Source organism: Pirellulales bacterium (assembly GCA_033762255.1).
Taxonomy (GTDB): Bacteria; Planctomycetota; Planctomycetia; order Pirellulales; family JALHPA01; genus JANRLT01.
This window is the reverse complement of sequence record JANRLT010000015.1, coordinates 42,326-58,723: the sequence shown is the minus strand read 5'-3', so window position 1 is coordinate 58,723 and position 16,398 is coordinate 42,326. Positions and strand designations below refer to the sequence as shown.

The window sequence follows — 16,398 nt, the reverse complement described above, 5'->3', positions numbered from 1 at the left end:
GAACTCACCGCTACGCCTCACACCCGAATCGCGATTTCTATGGGTCCCTCCCCTAGAGAGAGGGTCTCGACTGCGCTAGCGCGGCGCGGAGAAGTGGTGTCAAGCCGGGGCAAGATTGCCGTTGCCAGGGTTTCGGCCTGGATGTAGGGGCCATGTTCCGTTAAAGTGGCCAGAATTTGCCCGTCGTCGCTGGCGGTCAATATTTCGATCCGATCGGTGTACTCCAGTTCCAAATCCTTACGCAGGCTTTGCACCGTGTGGACGATCTCCCGCGCATAACCGGCGCGAAGCAGTTCGGGCGTCAATTCCGTCGCCAGGACCACCACGCACGCGGTCCCCTGCGCGGCGGTCCAGCCCGGCTTGGCCTGCAGGCGAATCAACAGCTCGTCGCTGGTCAGTTCCAGCGGCCCATCCGCCAATGGCAGCGTCACGCTGCCGCGCTCTTGCATCTCCGCCAGTAGTTTCGCGGCGTCGGCGGTGGCGAGGGCCTGCTTGAGCAGTGGCAACCGCTTGCCAATTTTAGGACCAAGTTTTTTCAGATCCGGCAGCACTGTGTAGTCGATATACTGTTCGGCATGGCGGGTGAATTCCACCTGCAGCACGTTCAGTTCCTCGGCAATGAGTCCCTGGTGCCGCTCTAGCCAGTCCTGCTGCGCCGGATCGGCCAGGACAACCTCCACCTTGGCCAGCGGTTGGCGGACTTTTAGCTTTGCGCTCCCCCGCGCGGCCCGGCCTAGGGAGGCGATTTCCCGCACCAGATTCATCCGCAGGGATAAGGCTTCGTCTATAAAATCCGCTTCGCCGGTGGGATAATCGCACAGATGCACACTCTCCACCGCGCGGTTGCCAAATGGTTCCGCGGCCAGCTTTTGCCACAATTCCTCGGCCAGAAACGGCGTAAACGGCGCGATCAACTTGGCCGCGGTCAACAGCGACTCATACAGGGTCCAATAGGCGTCCAGCTTTTCGGGCGATTCCTTGTCATTACTCCAAAAGCGGTCCCGGCTGCGGCGCACATACCAATTGGACAGCGCGTCCACAAATTCCTTTAACAGGCCGCATGCGCCAAAATTATCATATTGGTCCATGCGCGCGATCACCCCCGCCGCCGTCCGGTGCAATTCACTACAGATCCAGCGGTCCAGTTCGTTTCGCTGGCTGATCGGTCGGTAACCCCGCGCCGTCCGTAAAATATCCGGCTCGAGCTGCGCCACATCGCCCAAGAGCCGCGCGGCTGGATCAAAGCCGTCGATATTGGCATAGATCACAAAAAAGCTATACACATTCCAGAGCCGTAATAAAAAGTCCGGAACGCTTTCCTTGATCGCTTGCTCGCTGTAACGGATCGTCGTCCAGGGGGGCTGCGTGGCGTAAAAATACCAGCGCAAGGCGTCCGCTCCGTATTTGTCAAAAATCTCGTTGGGCTCGCGGTAGTTCCGCTTGCTCTTGGACATTTTTTGCCCATCCTCCCCTAGCATCAGGCCCAGCACGATGCAGTTTTTAAAAGGGTGCGGATAGGTTGGAGCAAATCCCGTCGCGAGCGCACTGGCTGAAGGAGCCTTAGGATATTGGGTCTGCGGCGCGTCGCGCTGGGGGTCAAACTGCCGGGCGGGGGTTTGGCCAGCATTTGCGGGTTTTTCGCCAAAGAGGAGCGTGCTAATGGCCAATTGGCTATAAAACCAACCGCGGGTCTGGTCGATCGCCTCGCTAATAAAGTCGGCGGGAAACTGCTGGTGAAATTTTTCACGGGCCGCCGCAGCGGCCCCTTCCCCGCCGCTCGTTCCCCCCGCTTCCCCCTGATAACCCCATTGGGCAAAGGGCATCGCCCCGCTGTCATACCAGCAATCGATCACATCCGGCACGCGGCGCATCCGCGCGGGCAGTCCATCCGGCCCGGTGGCAAAGGGGGAATCGTAAGTGATGGCGTCGATATACGGCTTGTGAACTTTTAGGTCCTCCACCAGTTCCTGCCCTGCCGCGCGCGCGGCGGCAACGGCCTGTTCCCAAACTTCGGTCCCTGTCACACCAGGCTTAGAGAGCAATTCGGCATAATTGCAAACGGCTTCCATCTGGCCTGTTGCATCACAGACCCAGATCGGCAGCGGCGTGCCCCAGTAGCGTTCACGGGATAAGGCCCAATCGACATTGGTGGCCAAAAAGTTGCCAAACCGCCCGTCGCGGATATGTTCCGGCAGCCAATTGATCTGGGCGTTGTTGGCCAGCATTTGGTCCTTGAACTGGGATGTGCGAATAAACCAACTCCGCCGCGGATACTGGATCAGGGGGTCGTTTTCGGCCCGCCAGCAAAAGGGGTAGTCATGCAGGTATTGCTCTTGATGCACGAGCAGACCGCGCGATTTGAGATCGCGAATGATGTCCCGATCGCAGTCCTTCACCCAGCGGCCGCGACAATAGTCGGGGCCTTCGGCGGTGAATTTGCCATCGGGGCCGACGCAGTTGATTAACTGGGGTCCGGAGCCATTCTTTGCCCGGGATTGCTCCTCCAAGAGAACTTGAAAGTCAACTTCGCCAAACGCGGGGGCAATATGGACCGCGCCGGAGCCGCTGTCGGTGGTGACAAAGTCCGCCGCAACGAGCTTCCAAGCCAGCGTCTTGCGAGAGTAGTTATCCGCCGAGTTACTTTCCCTAGAATCATTTCTGTTGATATAAATATCAAATGGTGGCAAATAGCACAGGCCAACTAACTGTGTGCCAGAGTATCGGGACGTGATCTGAAATTCGGACTTGAATTTATCGGCCAATGCTTCCCGCAGCGACTCCGCCACTAAAAGCGGCTGGCCTGGTTGCCTGGAATCAACCACGACCACATATTCCAACTCCGGATTCACCGCCGCGAATTGATTGCTGGGCAGCGTCCAGGGGGTTGTCGTCCAGACCAGCAAGCTGGTCCCCTCGGGAATGCCCAATTCCCGCGCGCGGTCGTCCATGACGATGGGGAACTTGACATACACGCTGGGGTCGGCGACTTGGCGGTACCCCTGGCCCACTTCGCCGCTACTGAGCGCGGTCCCCCCCTGGGCCCACCACCAGACGATCTTGTGTCCCTGGTATAGCAGCCCCCGCTCAAAGAGTTGCTTGAGCGACCACCAAACACTTTCGACAAAGGTTTGATGGTAGGTCACGTACGCTTGGCGGAGATCGACCCAAAAGCCCAGCCGCTCCGTCAGGCGTTCCCACTGCTGCATGTACCGCCAGACGCTGGCCTGGCACTTGTGAATGAACGGCTCAATGCCAAAGGCTTCGATCTCTTCCTTACTGTGGATGCCCAGTTCTTTGCAAACTTCCACCTCCACCGGCAGGCCATGCGTGTCCCAGCCGGCTTTGCGTTCGCACAGAAACCCGCGCATGGTCTTGTAGCGGGGGTACAGGTCCTTGATCGCGCGGGTCAGGCAGTGCCCGGGATGCGGCATGCCGTTGGCCGTAGGGGGGCCTTCAAAAAAGACAAAACGGGGCGCGCCCGCCCGGTTGGCCAGGGATTGCTGGTAGATTTGGTTCGATTTCCAAAATTCGCCAATGCGTTCTTCCAATTCAGGAAAGCGAATCTGACCGGGCACCGCTGCAAACATGTGGCCAACCTACCGCAAAATTGATCATCGAGGCTCCTAGTCCCCCTACCAGGAGTATAAAGAGCTTATTTTACTTTATTTCCCACTTTGACAGAAGTGGCCCCGCTTGCCACGGTAGTGGCTCTATCCCGGCGGATCGGTAAAAATCACGCCAAATAAGAATTCATTTAGGAAGCGCGGGCGGAATTGAATTTAGCACTTTTTTTATTCTGATTTTTCAGCTTTTCCCGCGGGGGTGCTCGATTCCCCGTCAACCGTTGCGGCGCTTGACTTTTCGTTACCCGTCGCTGCGCTCGGTGTCCCGTTTTCCGTTGTTGTTACTGAAAGCTCTTTATTGAGTAACAGCCCCACCAGGGTGCGCACATTCTCCTCGGCCAGGGGTAAATGCCCCAGTCGGACCGCTTCTTGCTGCAGCTTGACGGTCAGGGTGGGGTTTTCTTGATACTTATTGCGCAGTTTCAGCTTTTCCTCGCTCGATAAGTCGAGCTTGTCAAACTCCGCCTGAGTGTCGCGGATGGCGCGCATTACGGGTTGTAATTCGGCGATGGCTTTCTTGGCCGTGGCGTCATCTTGGATTGTTTTGGTAATGCTCACCAATTTCTCCACCTGCTCGAGTTGCCGCGTGGCTAGCGTTTCTCCGGCGGATCCGCACCCTCCCATTAGCAGCGCCACCAACCCCATGCCCAAGAACCAGAGCCCATGCCTATTTTGCCAGCTCATCGATATCCTCGTTTGCGCGGGGTGGGAGATAACAAAAAAGATCTATAACCAACAAAAAATCGAACCACTTAGGAGCGTGGCAGCGTCTTTTTCCAGGATGTTAACAACCGCCGGAAACCGCCTAACCCCCGAAGATTGTCCAGGTCGACGTCGGACTCGATATGTTCCCAATCGGCATACCCCAGTTCCAGCGAAACGGCCAATTCGGCGATGGCCTGGTCGCATTGGCCCATTTTTGCCAGGCTGCAGGCGAGATTATAACGGGCGACTTCGTCCCGGGGGCGTAATTTGACCAGGCGGAGGTCCAGTTCGAGCGTCTTGGCCACTTTGCCGGTTTTGGCCAGTTGCTCACCCAACTGACGTAACACCAGCACATCATTTGGCTGTTTTTCCAGAATTTGCTGGTAAAACTGAATTTCAAACTCGCTCTCGTCCAATTCGCCAATCCAGCGCGCGGGGGATTTGGAGCAAACCGGGGGTTGGCAATTGAAGGGTTTATTCATGGCAAAGTCCTTTTTGCGATAGCGTTCCGACCAGCCGCGGCGGATTCGCGCCCCTGGACGCTAAAAATCATCATCGGCAAATTCCATGCTTTCATCGTCCCCTTCACCGCCAGATTCTTTTTCATCAACTTCGGCATCGTCAAAGTCGGCCTCTAATTCCTCATACTCTTCTTCAAAGTCATCGTCGAAGTCGTCGTCAAAGTCATCCTCATCAAAAAACTCGTCGTCCTCCACGGTCAGGGGCTCTTCTCCGGGCAGGACATCGTCATCCAAATCGTCATCATCGTCGTCGTCGTCATCATCCCCATCGTCATCGTCGGTTTCGTCATCATCCTCTTCGGCGCTAATGGCGTGCCAGCGGATTTGGCCGCCGATTCCGGGGACAGGGGGACTCCCCGCTTGCCCATCCGCCGTGAAAATCGGGGGGATATCTAATAACTTGACAGACATAAGGGATTCCGATTAAACGCCAACATGAAAAAAATGCTGGAAACGCGATAGGACGTCCCCAGCGGCACCCTTGTAGTGTTAAAAAGCCCAACGTTATTTGTCAAGGAGCAGTTTTACTCGATCAGCTGGGGGAGTAGCCCGTTCGCGCGCCCAAATTTTCAGATTCGGTTGAGTGTTTGCAGTAGATGGACCCATGCCAGGAGGGACGCTGGACGTTGGCAACGTGTCGGACCAGTCCTGCAACGGCGTTCCTCCCATCCCGTAATTCTTCCCTCCCATGGAACCATCATTGGCAAATTGTCGGGATGATGCGTGAAAAACCGATTAAGAAAGGGCAAATTGCTGAAACGCCATCCCCTCGGCGGGGTAAAGCTGATTCCCCATGGTCAAATATTGCGCGGCGCTTCCCGCCGTTGGCAGGGCCAATGGGGGGGAAAAAGGCGCAGGCCCGGTTGCCAGGGGAAGGGGATCATGCCGAAATACTCGCTGTTGCCGGGTATTTTCCGCGGGCGGTGTCCCGCCCACCCGGGGCGCCACGGGGGTGGCCATGACACGCGCGCCGCTTTCGCGCACTTTCCGGCGATATTCCGCCGAGCGGGGCCAGTGCCGTTGCCAATCCGCCAATATTGGAGACACCTCCCCATGCAGCCCCAGTTCTTGCAGGCAGTTTGCCAGCCAGACATAGCACAGATTTTCCCGGCACCCCCCATCATACGCGGCGCGCAAAAATGGAAGCGCCGCGGCAAAATTTCCCTGGGCGGCCAGGCATGCGCCCCGCACCACGGTTCGCAGTAGTTCCCGCGCGGATAGCTCCATCGGCAGGCGACGCACCAGCTCTAGCGCCGCTTGCCGACGATCACGGGCGATATAAAAATCCAACAGTTGCCTCAAGAGCCGTTCCGACGCGTCTTCCGATAAAGCCAACCGTTCGAGCAGCTTTAACGCCTGTTCCGTCTGGCCCAGCATTTCCAGGGCTTTAGCCCAACAACTGGCGGAAATTTCGGCCAAACCGACCAGGTGCCAGGTTTCCAAATTGATTTGGCCATGTTCCGCGGCCATTTGAAAGGACCTGGCCGCCAAATCCGCCCGGCCCCGCGCCAGCAAATAAGTCCCCACCGCGCAGTGCAATTGGGCATCCAGGGGAAAGATCTCGAGCGCGGCGGCCGCCACGGCCAGTTGTTCGTCCTTGGCCGTGGAAATTTCATCACAGGCGGTTAGCCAACCATAATAAGCCTCTAGCATTTCCGCGCTGCCGCGCTCGGCCAGTTCGACACCGCGACGATAGGCCAACCGCGCTTGCTCGGGCTGGCCCTGGACCAGATAGGCGTCCCCCCGGACCAATTCGAGCCGGGCGCTGGCTCCCGTTTGGCGGTCTTCCCGTTCGGCCAAGCGCAAGTTCCGCGCGGCGCGGGCCTGCCGTAATTGAGATTCGTTGGGGGCGGATTGACGCTGAATGATCCCCGGAGCGACGCAGACTTCCAGCATTCCCCGCTGCGCGTCAAAATGGATTTGCTCGCGCACCAAACCGACATAGCGCAAATCGCCACGACGGGGGAGTAACCGCAATCGGGCGGCTTGTTCATAATTGGCGGCAAGTTCCGGCTGTGTCAAATCAGTCGTTGCGGCGAGCGACGCCGCCGCGGCGGAAATTTGAATGAGCAGCAAATACCCACATTCCGGCCGCGCCTGCCTATCCACAAATTGGCGAATCTGGGCCGCGGATTCCGCGGACACGGTTTCGCCCGCGTCCAGCCACAACACCCAATCCCCCGTCATGAGCGGCCAGGCGGCGTTGCGGGCCGCGGAAAAATCATCACACCAGGGGAATTCGCACACTTTGGTCGCGCGACGGCGGGCGATTTCCAGCGTTCGATCCCGCGAACCGGTATCGACCACGACGATCTCATCCGCCAGTTCCCGCACGGAATCCAGCGTCGCCGCCAAGGCGCTTTCGGCATCGCGAACGATCACAGCCACGGTCAATCGCTGCACGGGAGAATTGGGAGACATGGCGATAATTTTGATTGGGAAAAGGGAAAGGAAATTTCCTGGCCGAAAAGCGACAGCTTGGGCTAGCTTGCCCCCGCAGTCACCATGGCTAGGGTAATTTGCCAGAAAACAGAATCTCTGGGCCGAGACTGTAGCGGAAATCCGCCAACCGGCCAAGAGCGATCAGAGAGAGCGTGCTAGCATTCCCCGTAGGGCGGATGTGATCCGCCACAGCCAAGGTCAGCTAGGAAGACAAAAATAGCGGATTGGGCTGATTTACGCGGAGTGGATAGTAATGCTTGAAGTCCATGGCTCAAAGGGCGAATGCTAGGGTCGCCGATTTTGCATAGTATATAGCAATATCCCTTCCGGCCCGAAATTGGGTTCCGCGGAGTCAAAAGTTCACAGCAAACCAGCGAATTGCCGCAACTGGCTGACCGTCTGGACCAAGCCCTGGCTCTCCAACGTGGCGAGCAATTCCACAGCGGACTTAGGCGGGTTTCGCAGTCCCTCCCGCTGCCGTTTGACGGCACCGCAAACTGGACCAGGAGCGGCCATGAACAATGACACCAGAAATTCGTCCGGGTGCTGCGCTTCGATGTTGTTGCTGGCTAGGACCGTGGCCGGGAAGTCCTTCAGGTTGAAAGTGATAATGACTTCGGCATTCGCCCGTATCGCCGCCGCGAGGACGTGGCGGTCGTCGGGGTCGGGCAAGGTCAGGGAATCTATCAGGTCTTCGTATCCCGTCACCATCCCGCTGGGAATGGCCAAGTTCATCAGATCGCGAACCCGCTCGACCTTCTCGCGGGTAATGTCGGGGTAGTTTTGAATCACGTTTCGCATCCATTCCTCATGGATCCGATCCGTGCAACGAAAAGCCACCAATCCCGCTAACGACAGCCGTACAAACAAGTCGCGCAGCGCTGCCGGGTATAAGACGTTCGCATCGCACAGAGCGATAACGGGGTGCTGCATCAGTCATACATCCCCAGTTCTTGGGACAAGGCCGTGAGGTCATCCGCGATCTTGGCTCGCGCATCGTCCTCCTTCCGCTTGTAGGCCATCAGGTCATCAAAGCGCACACGGCGATACTTTCCGACGGAGCGGGACGGAATCTTACCCTCGTCGAGCAGCTTGACCACATAGGGCCGGGAGACGTTGAGCAGGTCAGCCGCTTGCTGGGTCGTGAGTTCCGCGTGGATTGGAATCAGGCATACGGAGTTGCCTTGGGACATTTCCGTAAGAAGGTGTAAGAACAGCCGCACGGCGGATGTGGGCACGACTACCGCTTCGCCCTCGTCGCCATCATCAAGGCAGAGTCGGATGCTGGAACGCTTGCCAAGTTTGCGGGTGGACAACAGACGGCTCGACTCGCGGGCCAGTAAAGCATCGGCCTCACTGGGGGCAACAGTCTCGAAGTTCTCCGGGATTAACGTGGACATGGTTATCCTCCTCTTTTTAGGCCCAACAAAAGGAATTCTACCACAGAATCGAAATAGACGCAATACTCGAATCACTCGAAATCCTCACTCAACACCCCTCGCATGGAGCTTGTCACCCCAATGGAAGGCGCGGCCTCGAAATGCGTGAAGTAACCCCTCCTGGCTAGCGTCGTAGCGGACACTCGCTTTTATTTCCCAGCGATTTATGGCAGGAAGCCTCCAGGCGATTTTGCTACCCCTGGAGCCATGATCAGCCATTTCCCTTCCATTTCCCCACCCAACTAGTGGAATTCCACCAAGAATCAGTAAGAAACACGTCTCATTTGCCAATGCAAAAACGGCTAAAAATCCGGTCCAGCAAATCCTCGGTATAGATAGCGCCGGTCATCTGGCCCAATTCGTCGAGCGCGGCCCGAACTTCCGCGGCCAGTAATTCCTCGCCGGCCTGGGTTTGGGCCAGTTGCCGCGCGCTGGAAATATGCCCCTGGCACCCCCTTAGCGTCTCTTCGCAGCGAACCGCGGTCGCCCCCACCACCGAGGCGGGTTGCTCCCCCAGGGCCTCTCGAATGGCGGCCCGCAATTCCGGCAGCCCTTGGCCGGTCATGCCACTGGTCGGCAGCCAGCTCTCTTCGCCTCGCAGTTGCCGCGGCAAATCCGCCTTGGTCCCTACCACAAAGGTCCGACCCCGGAAATTGTCGGTTAGATGGGCTAGTTCCTGTTCATCGCGGGGGGTGAGCGGCTGGGATAAATCCAGACAAAGCAGACACAAATCGGCGGTATGCAATTGATCGAGGGTAAACCCCTGGGCCGCGACACTAATTTTTGCATTTTGGGAGTTATCCCCCGCTACTGCCCCGGTGTGGCAATCTGATACATCCCGTGACGCTTGGAACTGATCGGGGGCTTCCACAGTCTCTAGACCCGCCGTATCAATCAGTTCCACGCGCGTTCCCGCACAATCCACCTCTGCCCGCAGGTAGTCCCGCGTGGTCCCCGCCAAAGGCGAGACGATTGCCGCCGCTTGACCCGCCAAAGCGTTAAATAGTTGGCTTTTTCCGGCGTTGGGTCGGCCATAGAGCACCACTTGCGGCAACTCGGCGGGATTCGCCCGGGTGCGCAATTGCCGGCCTAACAGTGCTAGTAGAGTTTCGGCGGACTGTAGTTCAGCTAGAATTCGATCATTAGAGATAAACTGCAAATCTTCGTCCACAAAGTCCAACCCCGCCTCCAAATCCGCCAAGAGATTTAGTAAGTTTTGCCGTAATTCCTCTAAGGGCCGCGACACCCCTCCGGCCAATTGACGGAGCGCCGTTCGCAGGGGTTGTTCCCCCGCGGCGTCGATGACGCCCAGCACCGCTTCCGCTTGCAGCAGATCGAGTTTTCCGGCTAGAAACGCGCGGAGGGTGAATTCCCCCGGCTGGGCCAGCCGGGCTCCCGCCGCCAGGACATACTTTAATAAGATGGCCCCTAGCGCGGGACTGCCGGGAAAATGCAGTTCGCACAAAGGCTGGCCAGTATAACTACGCCCCGTGGGCCACAAATACACCAGCAATGGGACCGTGGGAAGCTTTGCCAAGGGGGATGGCGACAATGCATCTCCCTGCGGGGTAAAGACTTGCCATAAAAGAGGATAAGCTCGTGGGGAACCGGGCCAGGGATCAAAAGGGGCAGCCACCCCGCCCGCTAATAGAAATTGGCGTAAAACCGCAGGCAACCGCGGGCCGCTGAGCCGGATAATACCCCGCACCGAGACGCCAGGCGCCGATGCAGTCGCGGCGATGGTATCGGCGGCCAAAACGTGCATGGGATAATTGAGTCTCTGCCCCCTACTAACCACTCTCCACTCATCACTAACCACTACCGATTATCGCGTTGCTTTTTCTTTTTATCTTTTCGCTGGCCTCCCAGGGCGCCATTGGTCGTACCATTGGCCTGGCCGTTTTTACCGGGGGTCGCAGTCTCCGCCATTTTTTTTTCAGATGTCGGAGCCGCCTGGCCGGGATGATAGCCCGTCATGTTCTTGATCACTTTGCGTTCGACCATGCTCCAACAACTGGAAGCAATAAAGTACAGGCAGAGCCCACTAGGAACATTATAAAATAAAAAGCCCATGAGGATCGTCATGTACTTCATCATTTTTTGCTGCATGGCCGATTGCTCATCGGTTGGCGGCGGTAAGATCGCCTTTTGTTGAATGACAAATAGCGACACCGTGATCAGCGGCAATATATTCAAAAATGGCCCCAGGTAACCATGCGGACTAGACAGGAACAGAGGCAAATAGGGCTCCCAGTTCCACAGCATGTCCGGCGCGCTCAGGTTGCTGCACCAGTAGATCGACTCACCAAACAGGGGCGCGCCGCGCAGCTCCGGATCAATCATCAAGGCCCGGTACAGGCCCATAAAAATCGGCAACTGGACAAAAGCGAGCAGGCATCCGCCAAAAGGATTGTAATTGTGCTTGCGAAACAATTCTTGCAGCTTTTTTCCCTGTTCTTCGCGGTTGTCCTTGTATTTTTCCTTTAGCCGGTTCATCTCGGGCTGGATTTCCTGCATCTTTTGCGCGGAGAGGGCCTGCTTTTTGCTTAGCGGAAACATGCACGAACGGACCAATATGGTCAGCATCACGATATTGACGCCATAATTGGGAATTAGCGTGTGAAAAAAGTGCAATATCCAAAGCATCAGCGACGCGGGGATCGCAAAGATCATCCAGCCTAAATAAAACAAACCGGAAAGGGATGTGGGCTCGGCATCCGCCGCCACCGGGTCGGACTGCACCTGGGCGAGTAATTCGGACTTTTTTGGCCCCACAAACAGGTCATACGCGTGAGTCACGGTCTGCCCGGGGGGAAGCTTAAGTTGATTGGACGTCAGCAGCGCGGTCACATTGGCCAGCTTTTTTTCATCGGGGATTGGCACATCCCCCACGAGCGCTGGTTCAATCCGCGCTAACCAGGGGGCCGCCCCGGCCCGCCGGGGGATCAGCACCGCGGCAAAATACTGACAGTCGCACCCGGCATACACCAGCGCGGCTTCATCCTCGCTTTTCCAGACATTCAGCGCTTTTTTATTCACAATATCCAACGAGCCAACCAGCCTGGCCGCCGAATTCTCAAAACTCCAGGCCATGTCCCGCAGCCCAATCCCCTGCCACATGTCCGTCGAAATCCGATTTTTAAACGCGTACCACCATCCCTCGATGGTAAGGCTATTGGGACCCAGCAATTGATAGGCCAGCACATGCGGCGCATTGTCCAGATTTTCAAACGCCACCTCGACCCGCAACAGGTATCCCGCGGGCTTTCCCGGTTCGGCGGGGGTTAAACGATAACGTTTGATCGCCCGAATGCGGCTAGCGGGCAATTCCGTGGTAAATTCCACTTCGTTCTCGTTGACCTGGCGGCCTTGCCAATAGACCTGGCTCAATTCCGCGCCCGCCAACTCCAGCTTGAAATTCTTGGGGGGAAGGGAATTATCGACGGCTTCGGCGATTGGTTCTTCCAGTTGCTGGCCGTCCAATTCGGCCAGGCGCATGTTTAATGAGTAGGGATCGTGCTTACCCGCCTCGACCACGGTCAAGGGATGGTTTTTCCATTCAGGGCGAATGACCTGCACGGGGGACCAGACGGAATTGACCAGCACGGTTTGCGGGGTAGGCTCTCCCGCCATGTTCTTGCGCAAAATCTCCAGCGTGATGACCGTTTCGGGACGGATTTGCTGCAGGGCGTGATTCCAGTCCACCACGCCGCGTATGGCAAATTCCAGGCTATCGGTCTTGACCGTGCGGATCACGTCGCCAACCTGCAATCCGGCCCGTGCCGCGGGCGTCCCCGCGCTGACGGTGTTGACAGTTACCCCGGCGGGCTGGGCGGGAGTGGGAGTAATCGTCCCCACGTAGGCCGCGCGATTCCAAAAGAATTTTTCGCCGTTGGGGCCGGCCTTGGTCATGCCAAAGGCCAAGTGATCTTCTAAATTGACCATACTGGGAATTTCGACCCGTTCGATCGCCGCCCCCCGATTGGTCAGTGTGACATGCAAACGGTGTTTTTCGTCCATCCCACCCAGGCTATACCAGGCGGCGGGGACGATGTCCCGCGGCTTGGCCTCGGCCCGCGCCGGATCGTCGTCCACGGCGGGATTGGCAGGCAGGGCCGGATTATCACCGGGGCCGTTTTTCTCCGCCCCCTTAGCCGGTTGGCCTTTGGCGGGGTCATTTTTACCATTCTTGGCGATTTTTTTGACGGGGGGGGGATCTTTCGGGGGATACAGCCACCGATTGAGCGCCTGGCTGGTGATCAAGATCGCAAAACTGATCGTCAAAAATAAGATAAACCGTCGATCCACTGGGGAATTTTCCAAAGAGAATTGGCTGCGTGGGTGTTATGGGATTCCACTATTAACAGAATTCCATTCAGAGGCGTGATGCCACCTCTAAAACTAATTTTATCCATTCACGGGGGGGTTCGGCAGGCCAAATTACAAACTTGCAGTAGGGTTTATTCGCCCCCTGGAAGGAAAAATTGGCCAGCTACCAGCGATTGAGCCACGCCCGGGCGAACTGTCACCAGCGGGAAATAAAGGTAAAACTTAGCGGCCCGAGAGGAGCCGATCCCCCAAGTTATTGTCCAAATCGGGGATATTATATATTTTTGCACGGGTTTCTTCCGCAGGGTAATCAATCCGACGAAAGGTGATCAGGTTGTCTTCTAAGATCACATAACAGGCCCGGCGGTCTCCGTCGCGCGGCTGGCCTACCGAGCCAACATTGACCATGATCTTTTCGGCGGGGAGGGGGTATCGGTAATTCACTTCCTCGGGGCTGATGAAATTCAGGCTTTGGGTAAAGATACCCGGCACATGGGTATGCCCCTGAAAGCAGGTCTTTTCAATCAAGGAAAAGAGCTTTTCCATTTTTTTGGTCATGTAAACGTCTTCGGGAAAGACGTATTCATTTAACGGATTGCGGGGCGACCCATGCACAAATAAAAAGCCGTTTTCCCGGTGACTGCGGGGCAATTCCCCTAAAAACTCCCAGCGAAGGCTGCGATTTTCAATATTGACGCGGGATGATTCCAGTTGCTCGCGCGTCCAAAAGATCGCCCGTTCGGCGTTTTTGTTAAAACCATCCGGATCAAACAACGCCCCCTGGTCATGATTTCCCAAGATGGTGATCCGACAGTGCTTCATCACCTTATCGACGCACTCACAGGGATTGGGGCCATAGCCAATGATATCGCCGAGACAAAAAATTTCGTCAATTCCTTGCGCGCGAATGTCCGCCAGCACAGCCTCCAGGGCTTCTAAATTGCCATGTACGTCACTGATCAAAGCGCGTTTCACAGGGGGTCCGTTATGCGACAAATGTTAAAACCGAGGGAGGCGAAATAATAGCCCGCGTCCGGGTAAAACTGACTATTTTAGGATATTTACCGCAGTTAGCCTAGCTGGAAAGGAAAAACGGCAAGATTCCCCAAATTGTACGCTGATATACGTCGCGGAATGGGGATTTTGGCCAAAAAAGCGACTGAAAACTCCAAAAAACAAAGGTCAAAAGCCGCAGATTCCTCCTGAACGGGAAGTGGCCAGCATGGCAAAGCGAAATAATGGCTCCGTGCATGGCGACTGACCTCGATTTATCCCTAAAAAAAAGCCGAAAAAATGCCACCCTTATTCCGGGCACAAAAATTCAAACATGGGAGCGGGAACAAACTGGCCGGACACTTCGCCTTGCAAGTCATAGTTGTCCACGACCGTTAGCTTGCGCACGGGCTGGCCGGCTGAAAAATCCAGCTTGCCCAGGCTGATCCAAAATATTTGCGGACTAAGCACGCTGTCAAAATAGAGCACTCGATGATCCAAATCGGTAATCGTGCGCCAAATCGTGGTAGAGACATTGGGACGCTCGGGATCGGCGATGCCAAAGGGAGCGGAAACATTCCGCATCACGCTTAATAAAGCGGCAATGGCTTCGCGGTCGGTTTGGGGGCGGGGAAGATTTTTTACATAATATGCCCCGCGCACAAATCGATCCGCTGGCTCATGGGTTCCCGGCAGCCGTTTTTCCCCGCCAAAACCCCGATACTGACGCAGATTTTCCAATTGCTTATCAAAGGTGGGTTGATTGGTCATCACCACATATTCACGGCTGTGATAAATCACAATTTTTCCGTCGATGCATTCCAAAATTGCCGAATCCCCCGTCCCATCGTTCAGGGCGATGTGAATGGTTCCCGCCTTGCCGCTGCCCGGCTCCACGGCCATCTGCAGTTGATATGGTTGTTTCTCAAAGGAATCGACCGCTTCTGTAACCGTGGCAAAATTGTCCAAATAATATTGCAGCCAAAGACTAATGGACAGGCCCGGGATTTTTTCGTCCCGGGGGGCGGTTTTGGTCTCGGGCAAATACAACATATGGGCGGCCAAGCCGGCTTCGTTGATACCATCGGCCGTCGCCGAGTCATAGGCCGTGATCACCACGCTGCCATATTTGCTGGTCCAGGCAAGCGGATTTTGGGGTGTAAGACCGTTCCGCCGCATTCCCCGCGGAAGCTGCCAGATATTGCTTTTTAAGTCCTCAAACCAATCCATGTTGCGTCCCACCAACGTGATCCGACCATTGTCATTCCATAACACCCGCGAACATGACCGCGCGAGCGAATCACTAAAAGCAATGCCGGATATCAACACAAAATAAAAAAGTAGCGAGCGCATTGGTGAGTTTGGTCAGGGAATGGTTGTTCTAGAAATCGGCTTAAACATGCTTGGCCAGCGGGGGCGCGGGTCGCTACACTGAAAGTAACCGCGATCCGACCATTCTATTGTTCATCTTATACCATTTTATGCTTTTCATCCTACTCCTCCTTCCCCGACTTTATCAATTTCTTTCCACCGATTGATCCCCCCCGCTGACATCTTTCCTTCGCGTCGGACCGCACCCAACCCTTTCGACCATGTCGCTTCGCACCCTTGCAGTAGAAACTTCCCATCCTCCCGGTTCGATCGCCTGTCTGGTCGGAGATCAGGTCCAAGATTCGTTGGTGTTACCATTGCGGCCTCCTAGCGGGATAACCCTGGCTCCGGCGATTGATCGATTGCTACAACAACTCGGCTGGCGATCCGCTAGTCTGGATTTGCTGGCCGTTGCCACGGGACCGGGGTCGTTTACGGGTTTGCGGATTGGAGTGACCCTGGCCAAGACGCTGGCCTATGGATTGCGCATTCCCGTGCTGGGGGTGTTAACCACTGACGCCATTGCGACGCAAGTGGCTGACCATTTGAAACAGTCAGGCAAATCAGACTCTTCCGCCATCTCCGTGGCAATTGACGCCCTGCGGCAACAAGTTTTTCAGGCAACTTATCATTTATCCGGTAGCGCATGGGCAATCCTTGGCAATGAAAAAGAGCCGCAACTGCTATCGATTGCAGCTTGGCTGGATCATTTATCCCCGGGAACGGTGGCGGCAGGGTCGGTTCTGTCACGCCCCGATGTGGTGTTACCGAATGGGATAACCCCGGCTCCCGCGGAGACCTGGCTCCCCTCCGCAACAACCATCGGCAAACTAGTGGTGGCCCGACATGCGCGTGGCGAAACCGAAGATCCCTTCCAACTCTTACCGCTCTATATGCGGCCCAGTTACGCGGAAGAAGCCCGGCGGTAGGGGAAAAGAGGGCGCAACAGCTGTCATTTACAGCAGTGCTTTGCCT

12 protein-coding genes are annotated in these 16,398 nt (G+C 56.3%); 1 reads left to right on the top strand and 11 read right to left on the bottom strand.

Annotated features, from left to right (window positions below; translation table 11 throughout):
- Positions 1-17: 17 nt before the first annotated feature.
- From SFX18_04475 to SFX18_04425, 11 genes are all read right to left on the bottom strand, one after another.
- Positions 18-3,587, bottom strand: coding sequence for a class I tRNA ligase family protein (locus SFX18_04475; protein ID MDX1962383.1), 3,570 nt, complete (start codon positions 3,585-3,587; stop codon positions 18-20).
- 204 nt (positions 3,588-3,791) lie between these two features.
- Positions 3,792-4,307, bottom strand: a complete 516-nt coding sequence (locus SFX18_04470) for a hypothetical protein (protein ID MDX1962382.1) — start codon at positions 4,305-4,307, stop codon at positions 3,792-3,794.
- Between the two features lie 68 nt (positions 4,308-4,375).
- Complete coding sequence (locus tag SFX18_04465) at positions 4,376-4,810, bottom strand: hypothetical protein (protein MDX1962381.1); 435 nt, start codon at positions 4,808-4,810, stop codon at positions 4,376-4,378.
- A gap of 60 nt (positions 4,811-4,870) precedes the next feature.
- Positions 4,871-5,260 (bottom strand): hypothetical protein, encoded by a 390-nt coding sequence (locus SFX18_04460; GenBank protein MDX1962380.1) that lies wholly within the window; start codon positions 5,258-5,260, stop codon positions 4,871-4,873.
- 324 nt (positions 5,261-5,584) lie between these two features.
- Positions 5,585-7,270, bottom strand: a complete 1,686-nt coding sequence (locus SFX18_04455; GenBank protein MDX1962379.1) for a glycosyltransferase — start codon at positions 7,268-7,270, stop codon at positions 5,585-5,587.
- 381 nt (positions 7,271-7,651) lie between these two features.
- Positions 7,652-8,224, bottom strand: coding sequence for a PIN domain-containing protein (locus SFX18_04450; GenBank protein MDX1962378.1), 573 nt, complete (start codon positions 8,222-8,224; stop codon positions 7,652-7,654).
- Entirely contained in the window at positions 8,224-8,691 is a 468-nt protein-coding gene (locus SFX18_04445) for a helix-turn-helix domain-containing protein (protein ID MDX1962377.1), read from the bottom strand. The genes SFX18_04450 and SFX18_04445 overlap by 1 nt, the downstream gene beginning before the upstream one ends.
- A 319-nt stretch (positions 8,692-9,010) precedes the next feature.
- Positions 9,011-10,495: a GTPase gene (locus tag SFX18_04440; GenBank protein ID MDX1962376.1), complete on the bottom strand. Its 1,485-nt coding sequence runs from the start codon at positions 10,493-10,495 to the stop codon at positions 9,011-9,013.
- Positions 10,496-10,548: 53 nt separating this feature from the next.
- Entirely contained in the window at positions 10,549-13,038 is a 2,490-nt protein-coding gene (locus tag SFX18_04435) for a YidC/Oxa1 family insertase periplasmic-domain containing protein (protein MDX1962375.1), read from the bottom strand.
- A 243-nt stretch (positions 13,039-13,281) separates the two neighbouring features.
- On the bottom strand, positions 13,282-14,034 hold the full coding sequence (locus tag SFX18_04430; GenBank protein MDX1962374.1) for a metallophosphoesterase family protein: 753 nt from the start codon (positions 14,032-14,034) through the stop codon (positions 13,282-13,284).
- Between the two features lie 327 nt (positions 14,035-14,361).
- A complete protein-coding gene (locus tag SFX18_04425) occupies positions 14,362-15,405 on the bottom strand; it encodes a linear amide C-N hydrolase (protein ID MDX1962373.1) in 1,044 nt (347 codons plus the stop codon).
- Between the two features lie 239 nt (positions 15,406-15,644).
- On the opposite strand from SFX18_04425, the gene tsaB reads away from it, so the two are divergent.
- Positions 15,645-16,352: a tRNA (adenosine(37)-N6)-threonylcarbamoyltransferase complex dimerization subunit type 1 TsaB gene (gene tsaB, locus SFX18_04420; protein MDX1962372.1), complete on the top strand. Its 708-nt coding sequence runs from the start codon at positions 15,645-15,647 to the stop codon at positions 16,350-16,352.
- Positions 16,353-16,398 lie beyond the last annotated feature (46 nt).